25 protein-coding genes are annotated in these 22,882 nt (G+C 42.8%); 17 read left to right on the forward strand and 8 right to left on the reverse strand.

Annotated features, from left to right (window positions below; all coding sequences use genetic code 11):
* Positions 1–4 precede the first annotated feature (4 nt).
* From mnmG to noc, 3 genes are all read left to right on the forward strand, one after another.
* Complete coding sequence (gene mnmG / locus NZD81_RS11350) at positions 5–1,891, forward strand: tRNA uridine-5-carboxymethylaminomethyl(34) synthesis enzyme MnmG (protein WP_289860554.1); 1,887 nt, start codon at positions 5–7, stop codon at positions 1,889–1,891.
* Between the two features lie 13 nt (positions 1,892–1,904).
* Positions 1,905–2,624 carry a 16S rRNA (guanine(527)-N(7))-methyltransferase RsmG gene (gene rsmG, locus NZD81_RS11355; RefSeq protein ID WP_014666148.1) on the forward strand — a complete coding sequence of 240 codons (720 nt, stop codon included), beginning with the start codon at positions 1,905–1,907 and terminating at the stop codon, positions 2,622–2,624.
* Between the two features lie 121 nt (positions 2,625–2,745).
* Positions 2,746–3,597, forward strand: a complete 852-nt coding sequence (gene noc / locus NZD81_RS11360; RefSeq protein ID WP_014666147.1) for a nucleoid occlusion protein — start codon at positions 2,746–2,748, stop codon at positions 3,595–3,597.
* Positions 3,598–3,647: 50 nt separating this feature from the next.
* Here noc and NZD81_RS11365 read toward each other — a convergent pair whose 3' ends face one another.
* A complete protein-coding gene (locus NZD81_RS11365) occupies positions 3,648–4,088 on the reverse strand; it encodes a PH domain-containing protein (RefSeq protein WP_289860555.1) in 441 nt (146 codons plus the stop codon).
* A gap of 248 nt (positions 4,089–4,336) precedes the next feature.
* Here NZD81_RS11365 and soj point away from each other — a divergent pair, with 248 nt between their 5' ends.
* On the forward strand, positions 4,337–5,098 hold the full coding sequence (soj, locus tag NZD81_RS11370; protein WP_003219244.1) for a sporulation initiation inhibitor protein Soj: 762 nt from the start codon (positions 4,337–4,339) through the stop codon (positions 5,096–5,098).
* On the forward strand, positions 5,091–5,939 hold the full coding sequence (spo0J, locus tag NZD81_RS11375) for a stage 0 sporulation protein Spo0J (protein WP_040081123.1): 849 nt from the start codon (positions 5,091–5,093) through the stop codon (positions 5,937–5,939). Before soj ends, spo0J begins: the two co-directional genes overlap by 8 nt.
* A 38-nt stretch (positions 5,940–5,977) precedes the next feature.
* Here the strand turns inward: spo0J and yyaC are convergent, their stop codons facing one another.
* A complete protein-coding gene (gene yyaC / locus NZD81_RS11380; RefSeq protein WP_289860556.1) occupies positions 5,978–6,595 on the reverse strand; it encodes a spore protease YyaC in 618 nt (205 codons plus the stop codon).
* Between the two features lie 412 nt (positions 6,596–7,007).
* Between yyaC and NZD81_RS11385 the strand changes: the two genes are divergently transcribed.
* The 11 genes from NZD81_RS11385 to NZD81_RS11435 all read left to right on the forward strand — a co-directional run bounded on the left by NZD81_RS11385 (position 7,008) and on the right by NZD81_RS11435 (position 15,667).
* Positions 7,008–8,024, forward strand: a complete 1,017-nt coding sequence (locus NZD81_RS11385; RefSeq protein ID WP_289860557.1) for a YkvI family membrane protein — start codon at positions 7,008–7,010, stop codon at positions 8,022–8,024.
* Between the two features lie 93 nt (positions 8,025–8,117).
* Positions 8,118–8,324 (forward strand): DUF951 domain-containing protein, encoded by a 207-nt coding sequence (locus tag NZD81_RS11390; protein ID WP_003219236.1) that lies wholly within the window; start codon positions 8,118–8,120, stop codon positions 8,322–8,324.
* 50 nt (positions 8,325–8,374) lie between these two features.
* Positions 8,375–10,378: a molybdopterin-dependent oxidoreductase gene (locus NZD81_RS11395; RefSeq protein WP_286314326.1), complete on the forward strand. Its 2,004-nt coding sequence runs from the start codon at positions 8,375–8,377 to the stop codon at positions 10,376–10,378.
* 126 nt (positions 10,379–10,504) lie between these two features.
* Complete coding sequence (ychF, locus tag NZD81_RS11400) at positions 10,505–11,605, forward strand: redox-regulated ATPase YchF (protein ID WP_014666140.1); 1,101 nt, start codon at positions 10,505–10,507, stop codon at positions 11,603–11,605.
* Positions 11,606–11,715: 110 nt separating this feature from the next.
* Positions 11,716–12,003 (forward strand): 30S ribosomal protein S6, encoded by a 288-nt coding sequence (gene rpsF / locus NZD81_RS11405; protein WP_014115888.1) that lies wholly within the window; start codon positions 11,716–11,718, stop codon positions 12,001–12,003.
* A gap of 40 nt (positions 12,004–12,043) precedes the next feature.
* Positions 12,044–12,562, forward strand: coding sequence for a single-stranded DNA-binding protein SsbA (gene ssbA, locus NZD81_RS11410; RefSeq protein WP_003219228.1), 519 nt, complete (start codon positions 12,044–12,046; stop codon positions 12,560–12,562).
* Positions 12,563–12,605: 43 nt separating this feature from the next.
* The gene (gene rpsR, locus NZD81_RS11415) at positions 12,606–12,845 is read left to right on the forward strand and encodes a 30S ribosomal protein S18 (protein WP_003219224.1); all 240 of its coding nucleotides are present in this window, start codon (positions 12,606–12,608) and stop codon (positions 12,843–12,845) included.
* Between the two features lie 60 nt (positions 12,846–12,905).
* Positions 12,906–13,664: an exodeoxyribonuclease III gene (gene xth, locus NZD81_RS11420; RefSeq protein ID WP_014666138.1), complete on the forward strand. Its 759-nt coding sequence runs from the start codon at positions 12,906–12,908 to the stop codon at positions 13,662–13,664.
* Between the two features lie 60 nt (positions 13,665–13,724).
* Positions 13,725–14,660, forward strand: coding sequence for a transcriptional regulator CcpB (locus NZD81_RS11425; protein ID WP_205440446.1), 936 nt, complete (start codon positions 13,725–13,727; stop codon positions 14,658–14,660).
* Between the two features lie 54 nt (positions 14,661–14,714).
* Positions 14,715–15,095, forward strand: coding sequence for a VOC family protein (locus NZD81_RS11430; RefSeq protein WP_014666135.1), 381 nt, complete (start codon positions 14,715–14,717; stop codon positions 15,093–15,095).
* A 17-nt stretch (positions 15,096–15,112) separates the two neighbouring features.
* Entirely contained in the window at positions 15,113–15,667 is a 555-nt protein-coding gene (locus NZD81_RS11435) for a sugar O-acetyltransferase (RefSeq protein ID WP_014666134.1), read from the forward strand.
* A 33-nt stretch (positions 15,668–15,700) separates the two neighbouring features.
* On the opposite strand, the gene NZD81_RS11440 is transcribed toward NZD81_RS11435, so the two are convergent.
* The gene (locus NZD81_RS11440) at positions 15,701–17,056 is read right to left on the reverse strand and encodes an MFS transporter (protein WP_289860558.1); all 1,356 of its coding nucleotides are present in this window, start codon (positions 17,054–17,056) and stop codon (positions 15,701–15,703) included.
* A gap of 227 nt (positions 17,057–17,283) precedes the next feature.
* On the opposite strand from NZD81_RS11440, the gene NZD81_RS11445 reads away from it, so the two are divergent.
* Positions 17,284–18,183 (forward strand): CPBP family intramembrane glutamic endopeptidase, encoded by a 900-nt coding sequence (locus NZD81_RS11445; protein WP_289860559.1) that lies wholly within the window; start codon positions 17,284–17,286, stop codon positions 18,181–18,183.
* Here NZD81_RS11445 and NZD81_RS11450 read toward each other — a convergent pair.
* From NZD81_RS11450 to NZD81_RS11470, 5 genes are all read right to left on the reverse strand, one after another.
* The gene (locus NZD81_RS11450) at positions 18,180–20,249 is read right to left on the reverse strand and encodes a thioredoxin domain-containing protein (protein WP_282373884.1); all 2,070 of its coding nucleotides are present in this window, start codon (positions 20,247–20,249) and stop codon (positions 18,180–18,182) included. The genes NZD81_RS11445 and NZD81_RS11450 overlap by 4 nt on opposite strands.
* A gap of 71 nt (positions 20,250–20,320) precedes the next feature.
* On the reverse strand, positions 20,321–21,238 hold the full coding sequence (locus tag NZD81_RS11455; RefSeq protein ID WP_282373883.1) for a DMT family transporter: 918 nt from the start codon (positions 21,236–21,238) through the stop codon (positions 20,321–20,323).
* On the reverse strand, positions 21,235–21,648 hold the full coding sequence (locus NZD81_RS11460) for a MerR family transcriptional regulator (RefSeq protein WP_050982296.1): 414 nt from the start codon (positions 21,646–21,648) through the stop codon (positions 21,235–21,237). The genes NZD81_RS11455 and NZD81_RS11460 overlap by 4 nt, the downstream gene beginning before the upstream one ends.
* A gap of 88 nt (positions 21,649–21,736) precedes the next feature.
* The gene (locus tag NZD81_RS11465; RefSeq protein WP_354669335.1) at positions 21,737–22,030 is read right to left on the reverse strand and encodes a DUF255 domain-containing protein; all 294 of its coding nucleotides are present in this window, start codon (positions 22,028–22,030) and stop codon (positions 21,737–21,739) included.
* A 281-nt stretch (positions 22,031–22,311) separates the two neighbouring features.
* Positions 22,312–22,878 carry a dihydrofolate reductase family protein gene (locus NZD81_RS11470; RefSeq protein WP_282373882.1) on the reverse strand — a complete coding sequence of 189 codons (567 nt, stop codon included), beginning with the start codon at positions 22,876–22,878 and terminating at the stop codon, positions 22,312–22,314.
* Positions 22,879–22,882 lie beyond the last annotated feature (4 nt).

Consider the following 22,882-nt stretch of genomic DNA (forward strand, 5'->3'; position numbering starts at 1 on the left):
AATCATGGGGTATGAAGCAGGCCAATACGATGTGATTGTGATTGGCGCCGGGCATGCCGGTGTTGAGGCTGCCCTCGCATCTGCACGTCAAGGCGCCAAAACGCTTGTCTTGACCATCAACCTAGATATGGTTGCATTTATGCCATGTAATCCGTCTGTCGGCGGCCCCGCAAAAGGGATTGTCGTTCGTGAGATTGACGCGCTTGGCGGAGAAATGGGAAGAAACATCGATAAAACGCATATTCAAATGAGAATGCTGAATACAGGAAAAGGTCCTGCGGTTCGTGCATTGCGTGCACAAGCAGACAAATTCCAATATCAGCACGAAATGAAAAATACACTTGAAAAAGAACCAAACTTAACATTGCTGCAAGGAATTGTGGAGCGGCTGATCGTTGAAGACGGCGAATGCCGAGGTGTGGTTACACAAACCGGCGCACATTATCGTGCGAAAGCAGTTGTCATGACGACAGGGACCTATCTAAGAGGACGAATCATTCTTGGCGATCTGTCTTACTCAAGCGGCCCGAATAACCAGCAGCCATCTATTAAGCTTTCTGAGCATTTAGAGGAACTGGGTTTTGACCTTGTTCGTTTTAAAACAGGTACGCCGCCTCGCGTTAAAAGCGACACAATTGATTACAGCAAAACGGAAATTCAGCCTGGTGACGAAGTGCCTCGCGCTTTCTCATATGAAACAGTGGAGTATATCACAGATCAGCTCCCTTGCTGGCTGACATATACAAGCCCTGAGACACATGAGGTTATTGACAGCAACCTGCACCGTTCACCGATGTATTCCGGTATGATCAAAGGTACTGGCCCAAGATATTGCCCGTCCATTGAAGATAAAGTTGTACGATTTAATGATAAACCGCGTCACCAGATCTTCCTTGAGCCGGAAGGCAGAAATACACAGGAAGTCTATGTCCAAGGTTTATCTACTAGTCTTCCAGAAGACGTACAGCAAAGAATGCTTGCAACGATTCCTGGACTTGAAAACGTGCAAATGATGAGAGCCGGCTATGCGATCGAGTATGATGCGATCGTACCGACACAGCTCTGGCCGACACTTGAAACGAAAAAAATCACCAACCTTTACACTGCAGGCCAAATTAACGGAACATCCGGTTATGAAGAAGCCGCGGGACAAGGAATTATGGCGGGCATCAATGCAGGACGAAAAGCGCTTGGAAAAGAAGAAGTGATTCTAAGCCGTTCTGACGCCTACATTGGTGTTCTGATTGATGACCTTGTAACAAAAGGAACTAATGAGCCTTACCGTCTCTTGACATCACGTGCTGAATACAGATTGCTTCTTCGCCATGATAATGCTGATTTGCGCCTGACAGAAATCGGGCACCGCATTGGATTGATTTCTGATGAGCGGTATGCAGCTTTTGAGAAGAAAAAAGCGGCGATCGAAGCGGAGAAAAAACGTCTGTATTCTGTAATTATCAAGCCGTCTCCAGAAAACCAAGAATATATCCGTTCTCTTGGCGGAAGCGAATTGAAAGATGGAGTTCGCGGCACAGACTTGATGAAACGTCCTGAAATGAACTATGAAACAGTCACAAAACTGGCGCCGCCAGAAGTGCCGGTTCCTCAAGACGTGGCAGAACAAGTGGAAATCCAAGTGAAATATGAAGGATATATTGAAAAATCTCTTCAGCAAGTGGAAAAACTGAAGAAGATGGAAAATAAAAAAATTCCGGATCGAATTGATTATGACGCAATCAAAGGGATCGCGACTGAGGCGCGTCAAAAGCTGAAAAATGTGCGCCCTCTGTCTGTTGCCCAAGCTTCCCGCATTTCCGGTGTAAACCCGGCGGACATTTCAATTCTATTGGTGTATTTAGAGCAGGGACGCATTGCGAAGATAGCCGAGTAGAAAGGATGACGGCATGAATATTGAAGAATTCACTTCCGGTTTGGCGGAAAAAGGGATCTCCCTTTCTCCCCGTCAGCTGGAGCAATTTGAGCTGTATTACGACATGCTGGTTGAATGGAATGAAAAAATCAACCTGACTTCAATTACAGAGAAAAAAGAAGTGTATCTGAAGCATTTTTATGACTCCATTACAGCTGCTTTCTATGTCGACTTCAATCAAGTGAACACGATTTGTGATGTCGGAGCGGGAGCGGGTTTTCCGAGTCTGCCGATAAAAATATGTTTTCCGCACCTCAATGTCACAATCGTGGATTCACTGAACAAACGGATTACGTTTTTAGAAAAGTTATCTGAAGCTTTGCAATTGGAGAATACAACATTCTGCCATGACAGAGCTGAAACGTTCGGACAACGGAAAGACGTGCGGGAAAGCTATGATATTGTGACGGCGCGAGCAGTTGCAAGATTATCTGTTTTGAGTGAGCTTTGCTTGCCTCTGGTGAAGAAAAACGGTTTATTTGTTGCTTTAAAAGCGGCATCAGCTGAAGAAGAACTGAATGCAGGCAAAAAAGCAATCACGACGCTTGGAGGAGAACTTGAGAATGTCCATTCCTTTAAGCTGCCTATTGAAGAAAGCGATCGTAATATTATGGTGATACGCAAGATAAAAAATACACCTAAGAAGTATCCAAGAAAACCGGGAACTCCTAATAAATCGCCAATTGAAGGGTAATTTAGACAGCCTGATATGACAATACCATCATATTTTCATCAAAATTGATGGATGTATAGCAGGAAAAACCATGAGAAAATAGAATTATAAAAATGGCAGTTTTTAAAGGTGGTGTAGGTACATGAAGCATTCATTCTCTCGTTTCTTCGGGCTTGGTGAGAAGGAACAGGAGCCGGAGATTGCTGAACATGATACAAACAAAGAAGAGATTCTGGAAATACCGGTAAATGCTATCGTTCCCAACCGTTTTCAGCCACGCACCATTTTCTCAGATGAAAAAATCAAAGAGTTAGCAATGACCATTCATACACACGGCATTATTCAGCCGATTGTTGTTAGGCATACAGAAGAAGAAGGCCAATACGAACTCATTGCAGGTGAAAGACGCTGGAGAGCGGTGCAATCGCTTGAGTGGGAAAAGATTCCGGCGATTATTAAGGATTTTTCCGACACGGAAACCGCTTCTGTGGCGTTAATTGAAAACTTGCAGCGGGAAGAATTGTCTTCTATTGAGGAAGCCCATGCTTATGCTAGGCTGCTTGAGCTGCATGATTTAACACAGGAGGCACTCGCACAGCGTTTAGGAAAAGGGCAGTCTACAATCGCGAATAAGCTCCGGTTATTAAAGCTGCCTCAGCCGGTCCAAGACGCGATTATGGAGAAGAAAATCACCGAGCGTCATGCCAGAGCGCTGATTCCGCTGAAACAGCCTGAGCTCCAAGTCACACTGCTCACAGAGATTATTGAGAAAAGTTTAAATGTAAAGCAGACGGAAGACCGCGTGGTGAAAATGCTGGAGCAAGGCCAGAGAAAGCCAAAGCCGAGACGCAAAGCGTTCAGCAGAGATACAAGAATTGCGATGAACACGATTCGCCAGTCACTATCAATGGTGGAGGACAGTGGTGTAAAATTGAATACGGAAGAAGAAGAATTTGAAGAATATATTCAATTAACGATTCGCATACCAAAATAAAAGCTCTCCTGAAAAGCAGGAGAGCTTTTTATATTCATTGAAAAAGGCAATTAATTACTTTTAGTGAGAATTGTTATATTAGAATTCTTTTCTTTGAGCTTGTGGATAAATTCTTCAGTATTTTGCGGTGAAATCACCGCATGTCCCCATCCTCCCTGATAGTAGACCGTGATGGCATGACGTGAGCCGATAAGACGGAAACCTGACCACAGCTTCTTTTTTTGGATCACTTTATCGATTGTTTCGTAAGGAATTTGATGTTTGATCAGTCCGGCTTTAATGATCAGGTGGTGCTCCTTCAATACATATTTCAAATCAATAAAGCTCCATATGATGAGTCCGTTTAAAAGAGTCAGCAGAATAAAAATGACCCAGCCCGAAACTCTCATATTTCCCAGCACAAAAGGAACAATGGCATCTGCTTGTATCAGTAATATGAGAAACACAATCATCAGCGTAACGGGTACATCTCTCTTTGTTTGATAAACCATTCTCTCACCGTCCTGTTTCCGCGTTCTGTTACTGTGACTTCTTCTTTTTTTCTTTAAGAAATTCCTTTTTTAAGTCAAAAAAACATAGAAATTGTAGAATTTATAAGAGAAAGCATAAAACGTGCTTGAATTTTCAATTATTTCCCTTCTGATTCGGAACAAAATAATGAAAAAAATGAAACGCTTTAATCTTTTTTTGATAGAATAGAAGCAAGATAGTACATGTTCATGTGAAAGTAGGTGACATCGTGGGAAAAATCATAGCAATTACGAACCAAAAAGGCGGGGTCGGCAAAACAACGACGTCTGTCAACCTTGGGGCATGTTTGGCTTACATAGGGAAAAGGGTTCTGCTGGTAGATATTGATCCGCAGGGAAATGCGACAAGCGGATTAGGGATTGAAAAAGCCGATGTAGAGCAGTGTGTGTACGATATTTTAGTAGATGATGCAGATGTTATAGATATTATTAAAGCAACGACAGTCGAGAACTTGGACGTGATCCCTGCGACGATTCAGCTTGCCGGGGCTGAGATCGAGCTGGTTCCTACAATTTCAAGAGAAGTGAGATTGAAGAGAGCACTTGAAGCAGTAAAGCAAAATTATGATTACATTATCATTGATTGTCCGCCATCACTAGGGCTGCTGACGATTAATGCCCTTACTGCCTCGGATTCCGTTGTGATTCCTGTACAGTGCGAATATTATGCCTTGGAGGGGCTCAGCCAGTTATTAAATACAGTACGTCTTGTGCAAAAGCATTTGAATACGGATTTAATGATTGAAGGTGTATTGCTGACAATGCTTGATGCTCGGACAAACCTTGGCATTCAAGTGATTGAAGAGGTTAAAAAGTATTTTAGAGATAAAGTATATAAGACAGTTATTCCGCGTAATGTCCGTCTGAGTGAGGCACCGAGTCACGGAAAACCCATCATTTTATACGATCCGCGGTCAAGAGGTGCGGAAGTATATTTAGATTTAGCAAAGGAAGTGGCTGCGAATGGCTAAAGGCCTTGGAAAAGGGATTAATGCGTTATTTAATCAGGTCGATTTGTCTGAAGAGACAGTTGAAGAAATTAAAATTGCCGATTTACGCCCTAATCCTTATCAGCCAAGAAAACACTTTGATGACGAGGCATTAGCTGAACTTAAAGAATCAGTGCTGCAGCATGGCATTCTTCAGCCGCTTATCGTCAGAAAATCTTTAAAAGGCTATGATATTGTTGCGGGGGAACGGCGTTTTCGGGCAGCAAAGCTGGCGGGTTTAGAGACAGTTCCCGCGATTGTCCGTGAATTATCAGAGGCATTAATGAGGGAAATTGCTTTATTAGAAAACCTTCAGCGCGAAGATTTATCTCCGCTTGAAGAGGCACAGGCATATGACTCTTTGCTGAAACACTTAGATCTCACGCAAGAACAGCTTGCCAAACGTCTTGGGAAAAGCAGACCGCATATTGCGAATCATTTAAGACTGCTGACACTGCCAGAAAATATTCAGCAGCTTATTGCCGAAGGTACGCTTTCTATGGGACATGGGCGCACGCTTCTTGGATTAAAAAACAAAAATAAGCTTGAACCGCTTGTACAAAAAGTTATTGCGGAGCAGCTTAATGTTCGCCAGCTTGAGCAACTGATTCAGCAGTTAAATCAGAATGTTCCACGTGAAACAAAGAAAAAAGAACCTGTGAAAGACGCGGTTCTAAAAGAACGGGAATCCTATCTCCAAAATTATTTTGGAACAACAGTTAATATTAAAAGACAGAAGAAAAAAGGTAAAATCGAAATTGAATTTTTCTCCAATGAAGATCTTGATCGGATTTTAGAGCTTTTGTCTGAACGAGAATCATAAATGAAGAAACCATCTTTCATTCGAAGATGGTTTTTGTTTTATATGCGCCCAGTGAGCCTTTGCAGCGGATTCAGGCGTTCTTGCCTCCACTCTGTCCGATCTGTTAAACTCAATCCTTCCGCGAGAACATTGGCCATATTCATGACCAAGTTGAGTCTTGTGTTTTGCAATACAAAATACTCCATGAAACCGCTCATATTCACGATTCCGTTAATATGAAGATCTCCCACTTCAGGAAGGTCTTTTTGCACACCGGCTCCAGGCTTTAATGGCCCGTCTCCGATTTGAAATGAACCCACACTCTTAACGCGGCCTAAGCATGCATCGACCGCTATAACAAATGGATTTTTATGTAATTTATGAATGTCACTGATTTTATCCTTCATGTTCACAGCATGGACGGGATCAGATAAAGTTCCGTAGACATGGAATCTGGTGAGCCGCATCTGTTTGAGTTTCATTCCTACGAGCGGGCCCAATGAATCACCGGTTGAACGGTCTGTTCCGATACAAACCACGACAATTGGTTTGCCGGCAGCTTTACGTAAGGATGAAGAAAGAATGGTTTGGATTTGCTTTGCTGCAGCTGCATCTGTATGTGAAACGTATTGTTTTACTCGTTCCTGAGAGGAAAAAAGCCCGCCTTTTCGATTCATAGGTTTCACTTCCTTGTTATAGTAGGTAACAGAATTGCTATGGTGTGTGTTTCGTTATGTAAGGTTGTTTACAGTATATCCAGCAGTACGGTTTTTTATGCTTTGTGTATGACACCGGAGATTTTAAAAAAGTAGAGGTTATGATATGAATGGTTAGTGGGTGAATTACAAATATTGTCCCCCATTGCCTCGATCATGATCAAGCTATGGTGGTTAATGAGGTTCATTCCTTCATTCCGCGGCAAAATGATATTTTTTTAGACTGCCTGCATCAGCAGTCTTTTATTATGAGTATTTCGGATGGTAATTTCAGCTTGTGTTCAAATGTCTATGAAAATATGGCATTTTTACCTTCTTTTATTTATATAGTAACAATAACGGAAACAAGCTGATCTTTGTCTATGAGGTGATGATGTTGTGGAGAGCCGGAATGAAGTGGATGCTGCTCATATTAGGGAGCCTGATCGGGGCCGGATATGCGAGCGGTCAGGAGATTTGGCAGTTTTTTGGGGCGGAAAGCGGACTTGCTATTTTGCTGTTTACAATCATGTTCATTTTCTCGTCTTATATTGTGATGAAAATCAGTTTTAAGGTTCAATCCACTCATTTTCTGCCGGTTCTGGAGCATTTAATGGGGCCGTGGCTGGCGAAAATTTATGATGTTCTCATCATTTTTTATTTGTTTTCGACGACTATGGTGATGATTGCCGGAGGCGGTGTGACCCTGCAGATGTACAAGCTTCCTTTCTGGTGGGGAATCGCGCTGATTTGCATCGTGACAGTGTGTTTGTTTTTGTGGGATGTGAAAGGAATATTATCTATAAATAGTATTTTGATTCCTGTGTTAGTAGCGGGCCTTTTATATGCGCTGATCTCCTTTCAGAGCACACATCACCATACGTGGACGATTGATTTGTCTCAGCAGTATAACTGGCCTGCGAGCATAACGTTTACTTCTTTAAACATCCTTTCAGTTGTTGCGATTTTATCCTCTGTTGGGAAAGAGATGAAAGGACTCGGAGAAGCGAAAATCGCAAGTGTGGCAAGCGGTCTCATTTTTGGCGTGATCTCATTTGTTTATAATGAAACGTTAGTGGAGCTGGCGGGCTCCCTTTCTCAGTTTGAAATACCGCTGTTTGCCGTTTTGGAGGGTGCGCCTTATGTCCTTTTTTTATGTATGACGGCGGTGCTGTGTCTGGCCATTTACACGACGACGGTAGCGGGATTGCTGGGGCTGTCCAGCCGGCTGATGGGGTTTGTTCATATGCCGAGATGGTTGATTGTGTTGATTTTGTTAGTGTTAATGGTACCTTTTACTTCTTTAGGATTTTCTGATTTGATCGCGTTTTTGTACCCGATATACGGGATGTTAAATTTGTATTTGTTAGTTTGTCTTCTCTTATATCCTATTTTAAGTAAATGGAAATAAGAGGATGTATTTCTTTTCAGGTATCTTGATTGCTCTTATGATCAGTTTTTTTGTACAATAGATACAGCAGTTTATGAAAAGAGGTGAAGGGTCTTGGCGGATAAAGACTTTGGCCTGAATGATATCGTAGAAATGAAAAAACCGCATCCATGCGGAGCGAACAGCTGGAAAATTATACGCATGGGAATGGATATTCGTATTAAGTGTGAGGGATGCTCTCACAGTGTTATGATTCCGAGAAAAGAATTTGAAAGAAAACTAAAAAAAGTACTAGTCAAGCATGAGGAGCCTACTTCATAAATAGGCCGACACTCATGCTTTTTCATATAGAAGGTAAGGAGAAGACGGCGATGAGCAAAGTGCATCAGTCGGCATGTCCGCTGAATTGTTGGGACAGCTGCGGCTTTTTGGTGACTGTTGAAGACGGAAAGGTAACGAAAGTGGACGGGGATCCAAACCATCCGATTACGGAGGGCAAAATCTGTGGCCGCGGCAGAATGCTTGAGACAAAAACAAATTCGCCTGATCGGCTTCGCTATCCGATGAAAAAACAAAATGGCGAGTTTGTGCGGATTTCTTGGGAGCAGGCACTTGATGAAATTGCCGATAAACTTCGGGAGATCAAGGAAACGTCGGAGACGACTGCTGTTTTGCACAGCCATGATTATGCGAATAATGGTTTGTTAAAAGCGCTTGATCAGCGTTTTTTTAATGGATATGGCGGTGTGACTGAAATCGTCGGAAGCATATGCTGGGGCTCTGGCATCGAGGCGCAAAGCTGGGATTTTGGCCGTTCGTACGGGCACGGCCCGCTTGATATTTACAACAGCAAGCATGTTGTTGTGTGGGGAAGAAATGTATCCAGAACAAATATGCACTTATACCATCACTTGCAGCAGGTGAAAAAGAAGGGCGCCACGATTACGGTGATTGATCCGATCTTCAATCCGACTGCTAAGCTTGCCGACCGCTATATCTCTGTCAAGCCGGGAATGGATGGCTGGCTTGCGGCAGCCGTTTTGAAGGTTCTGATTGAGACGGGAAGAACGGATGAAACGTTTATTTCTGAGCACTCTGTCGGTTTTGATGATGTGAAAGAGCTATTGAAAACTGTTTCTCTGGAAGAGTTTATTGTGAAAACAGAAACTTCTATGGAGGAGCTGGAGTATTTGGCCGGTTTGTATGCAGATGGTCCGGTGTCTACTTTTATGGGGCTAGGCATGCAGCGATATAAAAACGGCGGCGGAACGATTCGCTGGATTGATGCACTCGTTGCGGCAAGCGGAAATGTCGGAATTAAGGGCGGCGGCGCGAATTTCGGAAATGTCCAGATTGGCGAGAGCTTTGCTAAAACAAAGCTGACGCTGCCGGAATTAAAAACAGCATCACGTTCATTCTCAATGATGACGCAGGCTGAAGAAGTGTTGACCGCTGCTGATCCTGCGATTGAGATGATGATTGTGACGTGCGGAAATCCGCTGACTCAGGTGCCGAATACAAACAAAGTCAGACAAGCTTTTGAAAAGGTTCCAATGACGGTAGCCATTGATTCCATTATGACAGATACCGCAAAGCTGTGTGATTATGTTTTGCCGACTGCCACTGTTTTTGAAGAAGAGGATATCTACTATTCCAGTATGTATCACCACTATGTTCAGTACGGAAAAAAACTTGTGGAGCCCCAAGGTGAAGCGAAGTCGGACAGCTGGATCTGGTCAGAGCTTGCAAAACGTCTTGGGTTTGGCGAGCTGTTTGAGCATAGTACTGAAGAATTTCTAGAGATGGGGCTTTCTTCATTGGAAGCAGAAGGTGTGACACTCGAGCGTTTAAAAGAAAAAGGCCACCTCCCTCTCCCGGTCAAGCAGGTTCCGTGGGATGATTATAAGTTTTTGACGCCGAGCGGGAAATTTGAATTTACTTCGTCACTAGCTGAGCAAAAAGGGTTTAGCGGCTTGCTTCAATTAAATGTGCCCGAAGAATCTGTTTTCCATAATGAGGCGTTAGCTGGAAAGTATCCTTATACGCTGTTGTCCATTCACCCGCAGCGTTCCAACCATTCACAGCATGTGCCGTTTGTTGAAAAGCTTCAGCACGTTCAGGTCGATATTTCTCCAGATATAGCGGCTGAGCAGGATCTTCAGGATGGAGACGAGGTTGTCATCTTTAATGACCGCGGACGCTTGAAGGGAACGGTGAAAGTGATGAAGCAGGCTCATGCGAAGACGATTAATATAGATGAAGGCATGTGGGCGGCTTTTGGAGGTTCAGTCAATGCACTGACAAATGATACAAATTCTGATAATGGAATGGGAAGTACGCTTTTTGACTGTTTAGTAGGCTTGAAAAAAGCATAATCAAAGGGATTGGCAGGCTGAAAATGCTTTTTTGTCAGCTTGTCTTTTCCAGTGAACCTCCTTATAATTGCTCTAGGTTCAAAATACGTTCATAAAATGACGGTTTTATATAGAGGAGATGAAAGAATGGCTTTAACAGCTGGAATTGTTGGTTTGCCGAACGTCGGGAAATCAACACTATTTAACGCAATTACACAGGCCGGTGCCGAATCAGCGAACTACCCGTTCTGTACGATTGATCCGAACGTGGGAATTGTAGAAGTACCTGATGATCGTCTGCAAAAGCTGACTGAGCTGGTCAACCCGAAGAAGACTGTGCCGACTGCTTTTGAATTTACTGATATTGCAGGGATTGTAAAAGGCGCATCTAAAGGAGAAGGACTCGGTAACAAATTCCTATCCCATATTCGCCAGGTTGACGCGATTTGCCACGTTGTCCGTGCTTTTTCCGATGACAACATTACACACGTTTCCGGAAAAGTTGATCCGATTGATGACATTGAAACGATCAACCTTGAGCTGATCCTCGCCGATATGGAAACGGTTGAAAAGCGGATTACACGCGTCAGCAAACTTGCGAAACAAAAAGATAAAGACGCTGTATATGAGTTTGAGATTTTATCTAAACTGAAAGAAGCGTTTGAGAGTGAAAAGCCTGCTCGATCTGTAGAATTCACTGAAGAGCAGCAAAAGCTTGTGAAGCAGCTCCATTTACTGACTTCGAAGCCTATTTTGTATGTGGCCAATGTAAGTGAAGATGAAGTGGCTGATCCATCTGGCAATGAAAATGTAGCAAAGATTCGCGAGTACGCTGCCGGCGAAAACGCAGAAGTAATCGTTGTGTGTGCGAAAATCGAATCCGAGATTGCTGAGCTTGAAGGCGAAGAAAAGCAAATGTTCTTGGAAGAGCTGGGCATTCAAGAATCAGGTCTTGATCAGCTGATCAAAGCGTCTTACTCTCTTCTTGGCCTTGCAACATACTTCACGGCGGGAGAGCAGGAAGTCAGAGCTTGGACATTCAAAAAAGGCATGAAAGCCCCTGAGTGTGCAGGAATTATTCATAGTGACTTTGAGCGAGGCTTCATTCGCGCTGAGACAGTTGCTTATGAGGATCTTCTTGCGGGCGGCGGTATGGCAGGAGCCAAAGAAGCAGGAAAAGTCCGCCTCGAAGGGAAAGAATATGTTGTCCAAGACGGAGATGTTATTCATTTCCGATTTAATGTTTAGGATGCAGTTGTAAAGGGACAAGAGCTTTGGTATAATATAAAATTGTGAGTAATAGAATTATTGCTCCTTGCCCATTATGGGCCGCTTAGTCCAAAAGGAGGTGCAAACAGATGAGAAAGTACGAAGTTATGTACATTATCCGCCCAAACATTGACGATGAGTCTAAAAAAGCAGTTATCGAGCGTTTCAACAACGTTCTGACTTCTAACGGTGCGGAGATCACTGGAACAAAGGATTGGGGTAAACGTCGTCTTGCTTACGAAATCAACGATTTCCGCGACGGTTTCTACCAAATCTTAAACGTTCAAGCTGATGCTGCGGCAGTTCAAGAATTTGACCGTCTAGCTAAGATCAGTGACGATATCATTCGCCACATTGTTGTTAAAGAAGAAGAATAAGCAATTTTGAAATATATAATGGTAAAAGGTGGTCTTTCTTATGCTTAACCGAGTTGTATTAGTCGGAAGACTGACAAAAGACCCAGAGCTTCGTTATACGCCAAACGGTGCGGCTGTTGCTACGTTTACTCTTGCTGTGAATCGTACATTTACGAACCAGTCTGGAGAACGTGAGGCCGATTTCATTAATTGTGTCACTTGGAGAAGACAAGCCGAAAACGTTGCAAACTTCTTGAAAAAAGGAAGCCTTGCAGGCGTAGATGGCCGTTTACAAACAAGAAACTATGAAAACCAGCAAGGACAGCGTGTCTTCGTGACAGAGGTCCAAGCTGAAAGTGTTCAATTTCTTGAGCCGAAAAACGGCGGCGGTTCTGGTTCAGGTGGATACAACGAAGGAAACAGCGGCGGAGGCCAGTACTTTGGCGGAGGCCAAAATGATAATCCATTCGGGGGAAATCAAAACAACCAGAGACGCAATCAGGGGAACAGCTTTAATGATGACCCATTTGCCAACGATGGCAAACCGATTGACATCTCGGATGATGATCTTCCATTCTAATGTGATTATCGCCTAAAATGAAAAAGAAAGGAGGGAAATGACAATGGCAGGAGGACGCAGAGGCGGTCGTGCGAAACGCCGTAAAGTGTGTTATTTCACTTCTAACGGCATCACGCACATCGACTACAAAGATGTAGATCTTCTTAAAAAGTTTGTTTCTGAGCGCGGTAAAATTTTACCACGTCGTGTAACTGGAACAAACGCTAAATACCAACGTAAATTGACTGCAGCGATCAAACGCGCACGTCAAATGGCTTTACTTCCATACGTAAGCGGTGAGTAAGCTGATACGTAAAGAGCAAGGACCTTTGGGTTCTTGCTCTTTTTTATAGGGGGATGAAACATGAAGCTGATTTCATGGAATGTAAACGGCCTGCGGGCTGTGATGAGAAAAATGGATTTCCTCTCTTATCTGAAAGAAGAGGATGCAGATATCATATGTCTTCAGGAAACAAAGATACAGGACGGACAGGTTGATCTCCAGCCTGAGGGCTATCATGTGTATTGGAATTATGCAGTGAAAAAAGGATATTCCGGCACAGCTGTTTTTTCTAAGCAAGAGCCGCTGCGTGTCATGTACGGTATCGGAATAGAAGAGCATGACCAAGAAGGCAGAGTGATTACGCTGGAATTTGAAAACGTGTTTGTGATGACCATTTACACGCCCAATTCCAGAAGGGGATTAGAGCGAATCGATTACCGCATGCAATGGGAAGAGGCTCTGTTGTCTTATATTCTTGAATTGGATAAGAAAAAGCCGGTCATTTTATGCGGTGATTTGAATGTGGCTCACCAGGAGATCGATTTAAAAAATCCAAAGGCGAACCGGAAGAACGCTGGATTTTCCGATCAAGAAAGAGGGGCATTCTCTCGTTTATTAGAGGCTGGCTATGTTGACTCCTTCCGTCATGTTTATCCTGATCTTGAAGGCGCTTATTCCTGGTGGTCGTATCGTGCCGGCGCCCGGGACAGAAATATCGGCTGGCGCATTGATTATTTTGTTGTTTCTGAAAGCCTTAAGGAACAGATTGAAGATGCCGGCATATCAAAGGATGTCATGGGTTCCGACCATTGTCCTGTTGAACTTATCATCAATATATGATGAGATAGCAGTAAGGATTTTACACTTACTGCTTTTTTTATATGAAAAAGGAGAAAGAGGATGGCAAATATAAAAGAGATTGCAAGACTGGCAAATGTATCTGTTTCAACTGTTTCGCGTGTATTGAATCATCATCCGTATGTGTCTGTAGAAAAGAGAAAGCTTGTGCATCAAGTCATGAAGGAATTGAATTATACACCAAATCGAACCGCAATCGATCTCATTCGCGGGAAAACCCATACGGTCGGTGTGATTCTGCCTTATAGCGATCATCCCTGTTTTGATAAAATCGTGAACGGAATCACCAAGGCTGCTTTTCAGCAGGAGTATGCAACGACGCTTCTCCCCACCAATTATAACCCCGCTATTGAAATCAAATATTTAGAGCTGTTAAAAACAAAGAAAATTGACGGCCTCATTATTACTTCCCGCGCCAATCATTGGGACAAGATTTTAGCTTATCAGGAATATGGGCCGATCATCGCTTGTGAGGAAACCGGTGACATTGATGTCCCATGTGCGTATAACGACAGAAAAGCTGCTTATGCAGAAAGCTTTCGCTATCTAAAAAGCCGCGGACATGAGAATATCGCTTTTACATGCGTCAGAGAAGTCGACAGGAGCCCAAGCACGGCTGATAAAGCTTCTGCCTATCAATCCGTTTGCGGAAGGCTGGAAGACCGCCATATGCTGTCTGGATGCAATGATATGAATAACGGTGAGCGGGCAGCTGAGCACTTTTATACGAGCGAACGGGTTCCTACTGCTATTTATGCAAACAGTGATGAAGTGGCAGCTGGAATTCATCTATTTGCCCAGAAGAATAATTGGGATGTTGAAATCATAGGTGAGGGAAATACTTCTATCAGCCGTGTTCTTGGATTTCCATCGCTCGATTTGAATCTTGAGCAGCTTGGCACCGCCGCATTTTCTCTTTTTTTGCAGGATGAACCTGTTGATATCAAAATTCAGCATAACTTTGAGAAAAAAGCTTGAACTGAAATGCATTTCATACGTTATAACTTCATTGAAGGTAAAGGAGGAAAAGACATGCGGATTGAACATACAGCGATCTGGGTCAATGATTTAGAGCGAATGAAGTCTTTTTATGAAACGTATTTTAATGGCAAAGCGAATGATTTGTATCATAATGAGAAAAAGGATTTTAAATCTTATTTTATTACGTTTGATTCCGGAGCAAGGCTGGAGATTATGAAAAAAGGGAATGTGACCGATCCGCCTTCACAAACAATGACAGGCTGGGCACACATTGCCTTTTCCGTAGGAAGCCGGGAGAAGGTTGATGAACTGACTGTTCGATTGAAGAAGGACGGTTTCGCAGTAGTAAACGGCCCAAGGACAACGGGAGACGGCTACTATGAAAGTGTGATTGAAGATGATGAAGGAAACTTAATTGAAATTACAATTTAACATCTGGAGTGACTTGAATGCTGAGGACAGAAAAAGAAAAAATGGCAGCCGGCGAATTATACAATCCGGAAGATCAACAACTATTACTAGAACGCAAGCATGCGAGACAGCTGATTAGACAATATAACGAAACACCGGAAGATGATGCAGTGCGGACAGAGCTTTTGAAGGAGCTGCTCGGTTCGGTTGGGGATCAAGTCACGATTCTGCCGACATTTCGCTGTGATTATGGCTATCATATTCATATCGGAGATCACACATTTGTTAATTTTGACTGTGTCATTTTAGATGTGTGTGAGGTGCGTATCGGCCGTCATTGTTTGATTGCGCCAGGTGTACATATCTACACGGCCGGCCATCCTCTCGATCCGATTGAAAGAAAGTCCGGGAAGGAGTTCGGTAAGCCTGTGACAATTGGAGATCAAGTTTGGATCGGAGGCCGGGCAGTGATTAACCCAGGAGTGACAATTGGTGATAATGCGGTGATTGCTTCAGGATCTGTTGTGACTAAGGATGTGCCCGCTAACACTGTTGTAGGCGGAAACCCTGCGAGGATATTGAAGGAATTGTAAAGAGATCAGTGCGGCAGCTCCGCACTGACTTTTTTAAATTTGTTTCGCATTGGTATTAGGGCCGAAGCAGATTAACAGCAAGGAGCATGCGAGCCAGCAGCCGCCTATAAACAAGAAGACGCTGACATAGCCGAGCTGAACGGCAATAAATCCGACAAGCAATGAGCCGAAAATGTTTGAAAAACGGCCCAGACCGTAGGCTAATCCGCTGCCGGACGAGCGGTATTCAGTCGGATAAGGTTCAGATGTATAGGCGTATAAGTTCGAGGTGAAAACCCGTTCTGTGATATTCACGATAAAACCAAACACAATGATCATGATGGGAATAAAAGTCATGCCATATAAGAGCCCTGCGATGGCCGTCAGAAACGCGCTGGCAGCTAAAATCCACTTTCTTTGAAATCTCTCAGAAATCATGGAGCCGAGCAGTGCGCCCAACGGAGCGCCGACAGAATGCAATACGTTATACCACAATGTATTTTCCATGGTGACGCCATTGCTTTTTAGCAGGCTTGGAACCCATGAGGCAAACCCGTAAAACCCAAACGTTTCAAAAATCCATACAGCAGATAAAATAATGGTGATTTTGAGGTTTCTGCCTTTCAATAATCCTGCGTAACCGGCATGCTGTTGAACAGAACTGTTTTCTTTAGGCTGAGCCGGTGCCGGAAGCGGGCCTTTCTCCAGTTCAACCTGCGTCTCAATTCGATTGAGGATCGCGTCAGCCTTCACATATTCACCGCGATTTTCATGCCAGCGAGGTGACTCTTCCAGACGGCGGATGAAGAAAAAATAAATAAGGCCGACGGCACCCCATACAAATACAAGCCTCCATCCCCATGAACCGAGCGGTATGACAAAGGCAGACACAATATTGGTGATCGGGACGCCGATCAATCCAATCATGGCACAAAAAGAAATATATTTTCCACGTACACTTGAAGGGAAAAACTCCGCCAAATAGCTATTCGTAATGACCATGGCTGCTGCGACACCAAATCCGGTGAGAAAACGGAATGTCATTAAAGATGGAATGTCCCATGCCGCAGCATTGCACAGCGATGCGATTGAGAAAACAAAGACAAATAGATTTAAGGCTTTTTTGCGGCCGATTCGATCGGACAGCCGTCCGCCCAGCGAAGCGCCTAAAAACATGCCTAAAAATGAAGCCGCCGTCACGTTGGCAATGGTTGAAAGCGGAATGCCCCAATGCTCGATCAGTGCCGGTGCTACATTGCTGAGGGTAAATAAATCTGCGAGATCAAAGAAATAAACAATGCCGAGAGCGGTTAACACTTGGAAATGAACGCGTGAAATCGGAAGGCGGTCTAAACGATTCGCTGCGTTTGAGAAAGGATGTGCATTCTTCTGATTGAAGATCGTATTCATAAAAAACCCCCTTTTAAAGTAGTAAGAAAAGACTGATAATTCCCCTCTTGGGAATATTATAAGTATCTTGGTTCATTGGCGACAGAGTTCAAATCACTAGATGGGAGAACTAAATTCGCACTTTTTCCGTGCATTTTGCTTAAAAGATTTCCAAAACAGTAGATTCATAGACCAATTTATGCAAATATATAGTAATATTCTCATTGAAAGGAAGAGACATAGAAGGAATGAATTCATTTATCCGTCCTATAGAAGGAAACAATACGTTGTGGAGATATTTTTTCGCTTTTTTGGTGATGGTAGGGTTATATGTATTCGGGAATATAGCTTACCTTTTCGCTATACTGTTCACGGTTATTGTGAATCCCAATATCACGTTTGATTTGGATGAAGCTGTGCTGAGTGATCCTCTCGTTGATATTTATTTGTCCCATGTGATTTATTTATTCGCCATTCCTGGAGTTTGGCTGGCTGTGCGCTTTATTTTGAAGCGGCCCTTCCGAACGGTGATTACACCGAATTCAAAGATGAATTGGCGGAGAATTTCCTTTGGTTTTATGGCTTATTTCTTGCTGATGATCGCCGTACAATTGATTGATTTTGCGATTCATCCAGACAATTATTCAATGCAAGCCTTTGATGCCACGCGGTTTATCTGGCTGCTTGCAGCAGCCCTCATTTTGGTTCCGATTCAGACATCAGCTGAGGAATTGTTTTTCAGGGGATTTTTGCTTCAAGCCTTCGGGAGATTGACGAAAAATCCTCTTATCTTGACATTGATTGTCGGGGGATTGTTTGGCGTATTGCATTTTGCGAATCCAGAAATGAACAATGGAGCTGTCTGGGCAGGAATTGAGTATTTAACATTTGGTTTTGTGTGGACCTATTACACGATTAAAACTGGCAGTATTGAAATCTCACTTGGCGCCCACGCTGCGAATAATATGTTTTTGTGTATGTTTATCACAGAAAAAAACAGTGTGTATGGAGGAATTCCTTCTCTATTTACGGTTACGCGGGGGAACCCAATGTGGGAGGCTTTCTTGACGATTGCGGTCAACCTTGTGTTTGCGGGGATCGCTTTATGGTACCATAAGAAATCAAAAAGTAAGCAGCAAGGGTCTTAATCCTTGCTGCTTATTAACGTTTGGATGGCTTCTTCGATATTCGTTGTCGGTTGCTGGCAGGCAAAGTTTTCACAAATATACACGGTTGTTTTGCCGTCTATGATGCGGTAGTCTGCTGCAAATGGCGCAATGTCTTTGCATTGCTCGGGCTGCTCTGCCACCAGAATGGAGTCGTTGGGCTTAAAGGCTTTTTGGAGCTCCGTTATGATTTGTTTTCTGGCTGGGTCGTCTGCACTGCCAAAAATCACGATTTCTTTTTTAGGCATCAGATGCCTTAACACACTTTGCATAAAGAAAGCGTGGCCGCTCGGATACGCGTCGATATCCGGCTTGAATACAGAAAACATCGTTTCTGCTTTTTCAATCAGTGATAAGTCGCCTGTGACTTGTCCAAGACGCAGCAGCTGAACGGCTGCCACACTGTTTCCGGAAGGCACGGCGCCGTCGTACACTTCTTTTTCCCGTACGATTAAGGCTTCTGCATCATGCCCGGAAAAATAGAATCCGCCATGCTCCTCATCCCAAAATAAGCCGATCATATCGTCTGTCAGTTTCTTCGCTTTTTGTAAATAAGAAAGATCAAACGAAGCTTCATAGAGATCGAGATAGGCCCATAGGAGAAAAGCGTAATCGTCGATAAAGCCTTTGTTTTTCACTTCGTCGTCTCGATACCGGACCATCACACGGCCGTCGATGATTAAATTTTTTTCAATAAATGTAATGGCGTCTTGCGCTAAGCTGAGATATTTCCGTTCCTGGAATACCTTTGCTGCTTTGGCGAGACCCGCGATCATCAGCGCGTTCCATGAGGTCAGCACTTTATCATCGACATGCGGATAGGTTCTTTCTTCGCGTGTCTTCAAGAGCCGTTGTCTTGCGTCCTCAAGCTTGAGGCGGAGCTCTTCTTCAGTTAACCCGGCATCCGCTTTGATTTGTTCCCGCTTTGAGTGAATGAGGTTCGGAATATTTTTGCCTTCAAAGTTTCCTTCTTCAGTGATGTCATACACTTGGCAATACAAAGTTCCGAGTTCGTCTCCAAGCGTTTTTAGAATCTCTTCCCTTGACCATACGTAGTACTTTCCTTCTTCTCCTTCTGTGTCCGCATCTAAAGCGGAGAAAAAGCTTCCGTCTTCATGGGTCATTTCCCGCTGAACGAACGTAATGATCTGCTCACAAATCTCTTTATAGCGGCTATTTTGCGTGACCTGATAGGCTTCGGTATAAGCGGTCAGCAGCAGCGCATTGTCGTAGAGCATTTTTTCAAAGTGGGGAACGAGCCACTCGTCATCGGTTGAATAGCGGGCGAACCCATAGCCGATATGATCGTAAATGCCGCCATTCGCCATGCTGTCCAGCGTTTTCGTCACGTTGTATAGAGCGTTCTCCTGCCCTGTATTGTGATAATAACGCAGCAAATACATCAGCATATGAGGCATCGGAAATTTCGGTGCTTGCCCGAAACCGCCGTAGATCGTGTCAAACCCGCTGGCAAGCTGCTGGAATGTCCGGTGAATTGCTGACTCGCTAAGACCTTCACCAGATTTTGCAGCTGTTTTGGTCTGTAAATGTTTAGCGGCGTTCTCCGCAATATCCTCGACATGCTCGCGGTCGTTCGCAAACGTCTCAGACAGATGCTCAAGCACATCAACAAAACCAGGACGATTGAATTTACTCGTCTTTGGAAAATATGTACCCGCGTAAAACGGCTTCTGATCAGGCGTAATAAACACATTCAGCGGCCAGCCGCCCTGCCCGGTCATCAGCTGGCAGATTCGCATATAAACAGAATCCACATCCGGCCGTTCTTCCCGGTCGACCTTAATCGCCACAAACCGTTCATTGAGAAGACGCGCGATTTCTTCGTCTTCAAAGCTTTCATGGGCCATCACGTGGCACCAATGGCATGTCGAATAACCAATGCTGACAAGAACCGGTTTGTTTTCGCGTTTTGCTTTTTCGAAGGCTTCTTCGCCCCAAGGGAACCAGTCTACGGGATTGTGGGCGTGTTGGAGTAAATAAGGAGACTTCTCAGCGATTAATCTATTGGGTTTACTTTTGTTTGGCATGGGATCACCTGCTTTCTGTAATTAGTTTATATTTAACTTAACACATTTTCTCAAAAATAATCCCTGCTTCTTTATACAGCTGACTGTTCTCTAGTATTGTACTTAGGAATACGTATTACCCCCGAAGCAGTTAAAACGCCTATTATAACTAACACAGCCCCAATAACTTGAAATACCTTTATCGGTGTGCCAATGGCAAATGAAATAATCATCGTTACAACGGGAACAAGGTTGAAAAATAAAGATGTTTTACCTGCCCCAATCTCCTTAATCCCCTGATTCCACCATAGGTAACCCAAAACGCTTGTAAAGAAAGCCATAAAGGCAATTGCCCCCCAAACTCCAATCGGGATGTTCGATAAAGAAACAGGTTTGGATGTAAATAATGAAACTACTATTAAACTAACAGCCCCGATAACCATCGTATAAGTGGTTGTAGATAGCGGAGTGCCATCTTTTACAAACCGCCGTCCAAGTACACCATAAAGTGCCCAACAAACGTTACCTGTAAAGATTATTAAATCTCCGCCTGAAATTGATAAGGTTTTAATGGTTTCGATAGAACCTTGTGTAATGACTAGCAATACACCGATGAATGCAAAGAATATGCCGAGCACTTGTTTTTTTGTCATGTTGTCCTTTAAGATAATTCGAGCGAGAATTGCTGTTAATAAAGGATTCAGCCCCATTATTAATGCTCCGTTAACGGGAGATGTGTATTTCAAACCAATAAAAAACAAGGCGTTAAATCCAAATATTCCTATAATTCCGAGAACAATGTATGAAACGGCGTTTTTCCGTAATTGACTCTTCTTTATACCTTCAGTAAAAATCAAAATGAGGAGCATCACCGCAGCAGCTAAACCGAAACGCCATGCCGCAGAGGACGATGGAGAAAAATATCCTACCGTATATTTTGCAAGATTAAAAGTAGCTCCTGTAAAAATAGAGAAGCCAATTAACATCAGATATATATTTAAATGTTTCATTTGTTTTCCACTTCCTCTTTCAAAATTGAATAATATGTATCCAGTTTTCCTTTTGTAGTAGAAATTACTTCTTCCAGCTCCCTTTTTTTAATCTCCATTTTCTCTAAGTGCTTGGTTAAAATCTCAATACGTTTATTTATAGATGGGGAGAGTTGTGCTGATTTAACATCTGAATTGATTTTTTCCAAAATGCAGCCGTCTTTGACAAACTCATTAATATCCTCCAAAGACATACCTGTTTCCTTTAAACTTTTCAGGAATGTCATGAACTGAATATCAGTCTCTGTATAAAAACGCCTTCCACTGTTTTTTCGTTTTGGTGGGGGAAGTAACCCAATCTTTTCGTAATATCTTAATGTATACGAGCTAATACTAGTCTTCTCAGCAGCTTTACTAATGGAATACAACAAACATCATCCCTCTCTTTTGATTAGAGTTAGTTTACAACTTAGAGTTAACTCTAAGTCAAGTAAATAAAAAAAACCTGCTACCGCATGGTTACGGATTACAGGTTTTAGATAATGAATGACATAAAAGGTAAACTGTATTATTAGAACACATGGTATTATCGTTTAAAATGGCTTCTGTTAATGGAGTTCCGCACGAGTGGATTATCCTAGGCCACGAATGGCAAGTCGAATAACCGATGCTGACGAACGGGTTTGTTTTCGCGTTTTGCTTTTTCGAAGGCTTCTTCTCCCCATGGAACCAGTCAACAGGATTGTGAGCATGTGAAGTAAAATAAGTAGACTTCTCAGCGATTAATCTATTGGGTTTATTGTTAGTGGGCATGGGATCATCTTCTTTCGTTTTTTTATAAATACAAAACTTAGCTGATTTACTTAAAAGAGGGAGAATAAAATATACTATAATGTTTAATTATGTTAATTTGTCCTTTTCAGTCTTCTTTTCTTTTATTACAGGAAAAGATATTTTGGGCTCTGTTAAAATTCGATGTTGATAATTCCATAGTATTAAGGGGAACCCATTATTTAGGATTCCCCTTTAGTTCAATAAGAAAAATAACTGTCGAGTGTTACCTTACAATGTATATTTTGGAGGGAAAGATTTTTTTAGCCATTCCAATGATAAACGATTTGCACAACGCCAGAGGAAAATGTTCTTGTATTCACCATTTTTAAATTTATCCTCTGTTTTACATCAATAAACAACGGTTTTCCTTGTCCCAAAACAACAGGGTGAATAGATAATCTAAATTCATCAACAAGCCCCAAATTTATAAAAGTTGTAATGAGACTCGCTCCACCATATAGCCAGATGTCTTTACCAGGCTTTTTCTTCAATTTATTTACTTCTTCAAGAATATTATCATTTATAAATATGGCTTGATTATCAATCTCATTTTGTGTTCTGGAAAAAACATATTTCTTTTTACTATGAACTAATTTCCAAATTTCCTTTTCTGTATCAGGGTCTTCATTTTTTGGAATATATTGTCCCCATAAATCGTAGCTTTTTCTACCATATAAAATAGTATCAATTTGATTTAAGAAATCAGTAAACCCCATATCAGGGTCCATAATGCACCAATCAACTTCTCCATTTTTCCCTTCAATAAAACCATCTAAAGTAACTGCTAAATCTAAAATTATTCTTCTCTGTTTTAAGTTATTTGTCATAACT

The sequence above is a fragment of the Bacillus sp. B.PNR1 genome (assembly GCF_030386235.1).
GTDB lineage: Bacteria > Bacillota > Bacilli > Bacillales > Bacillaceae > Bacillus > Bacillus stercoris.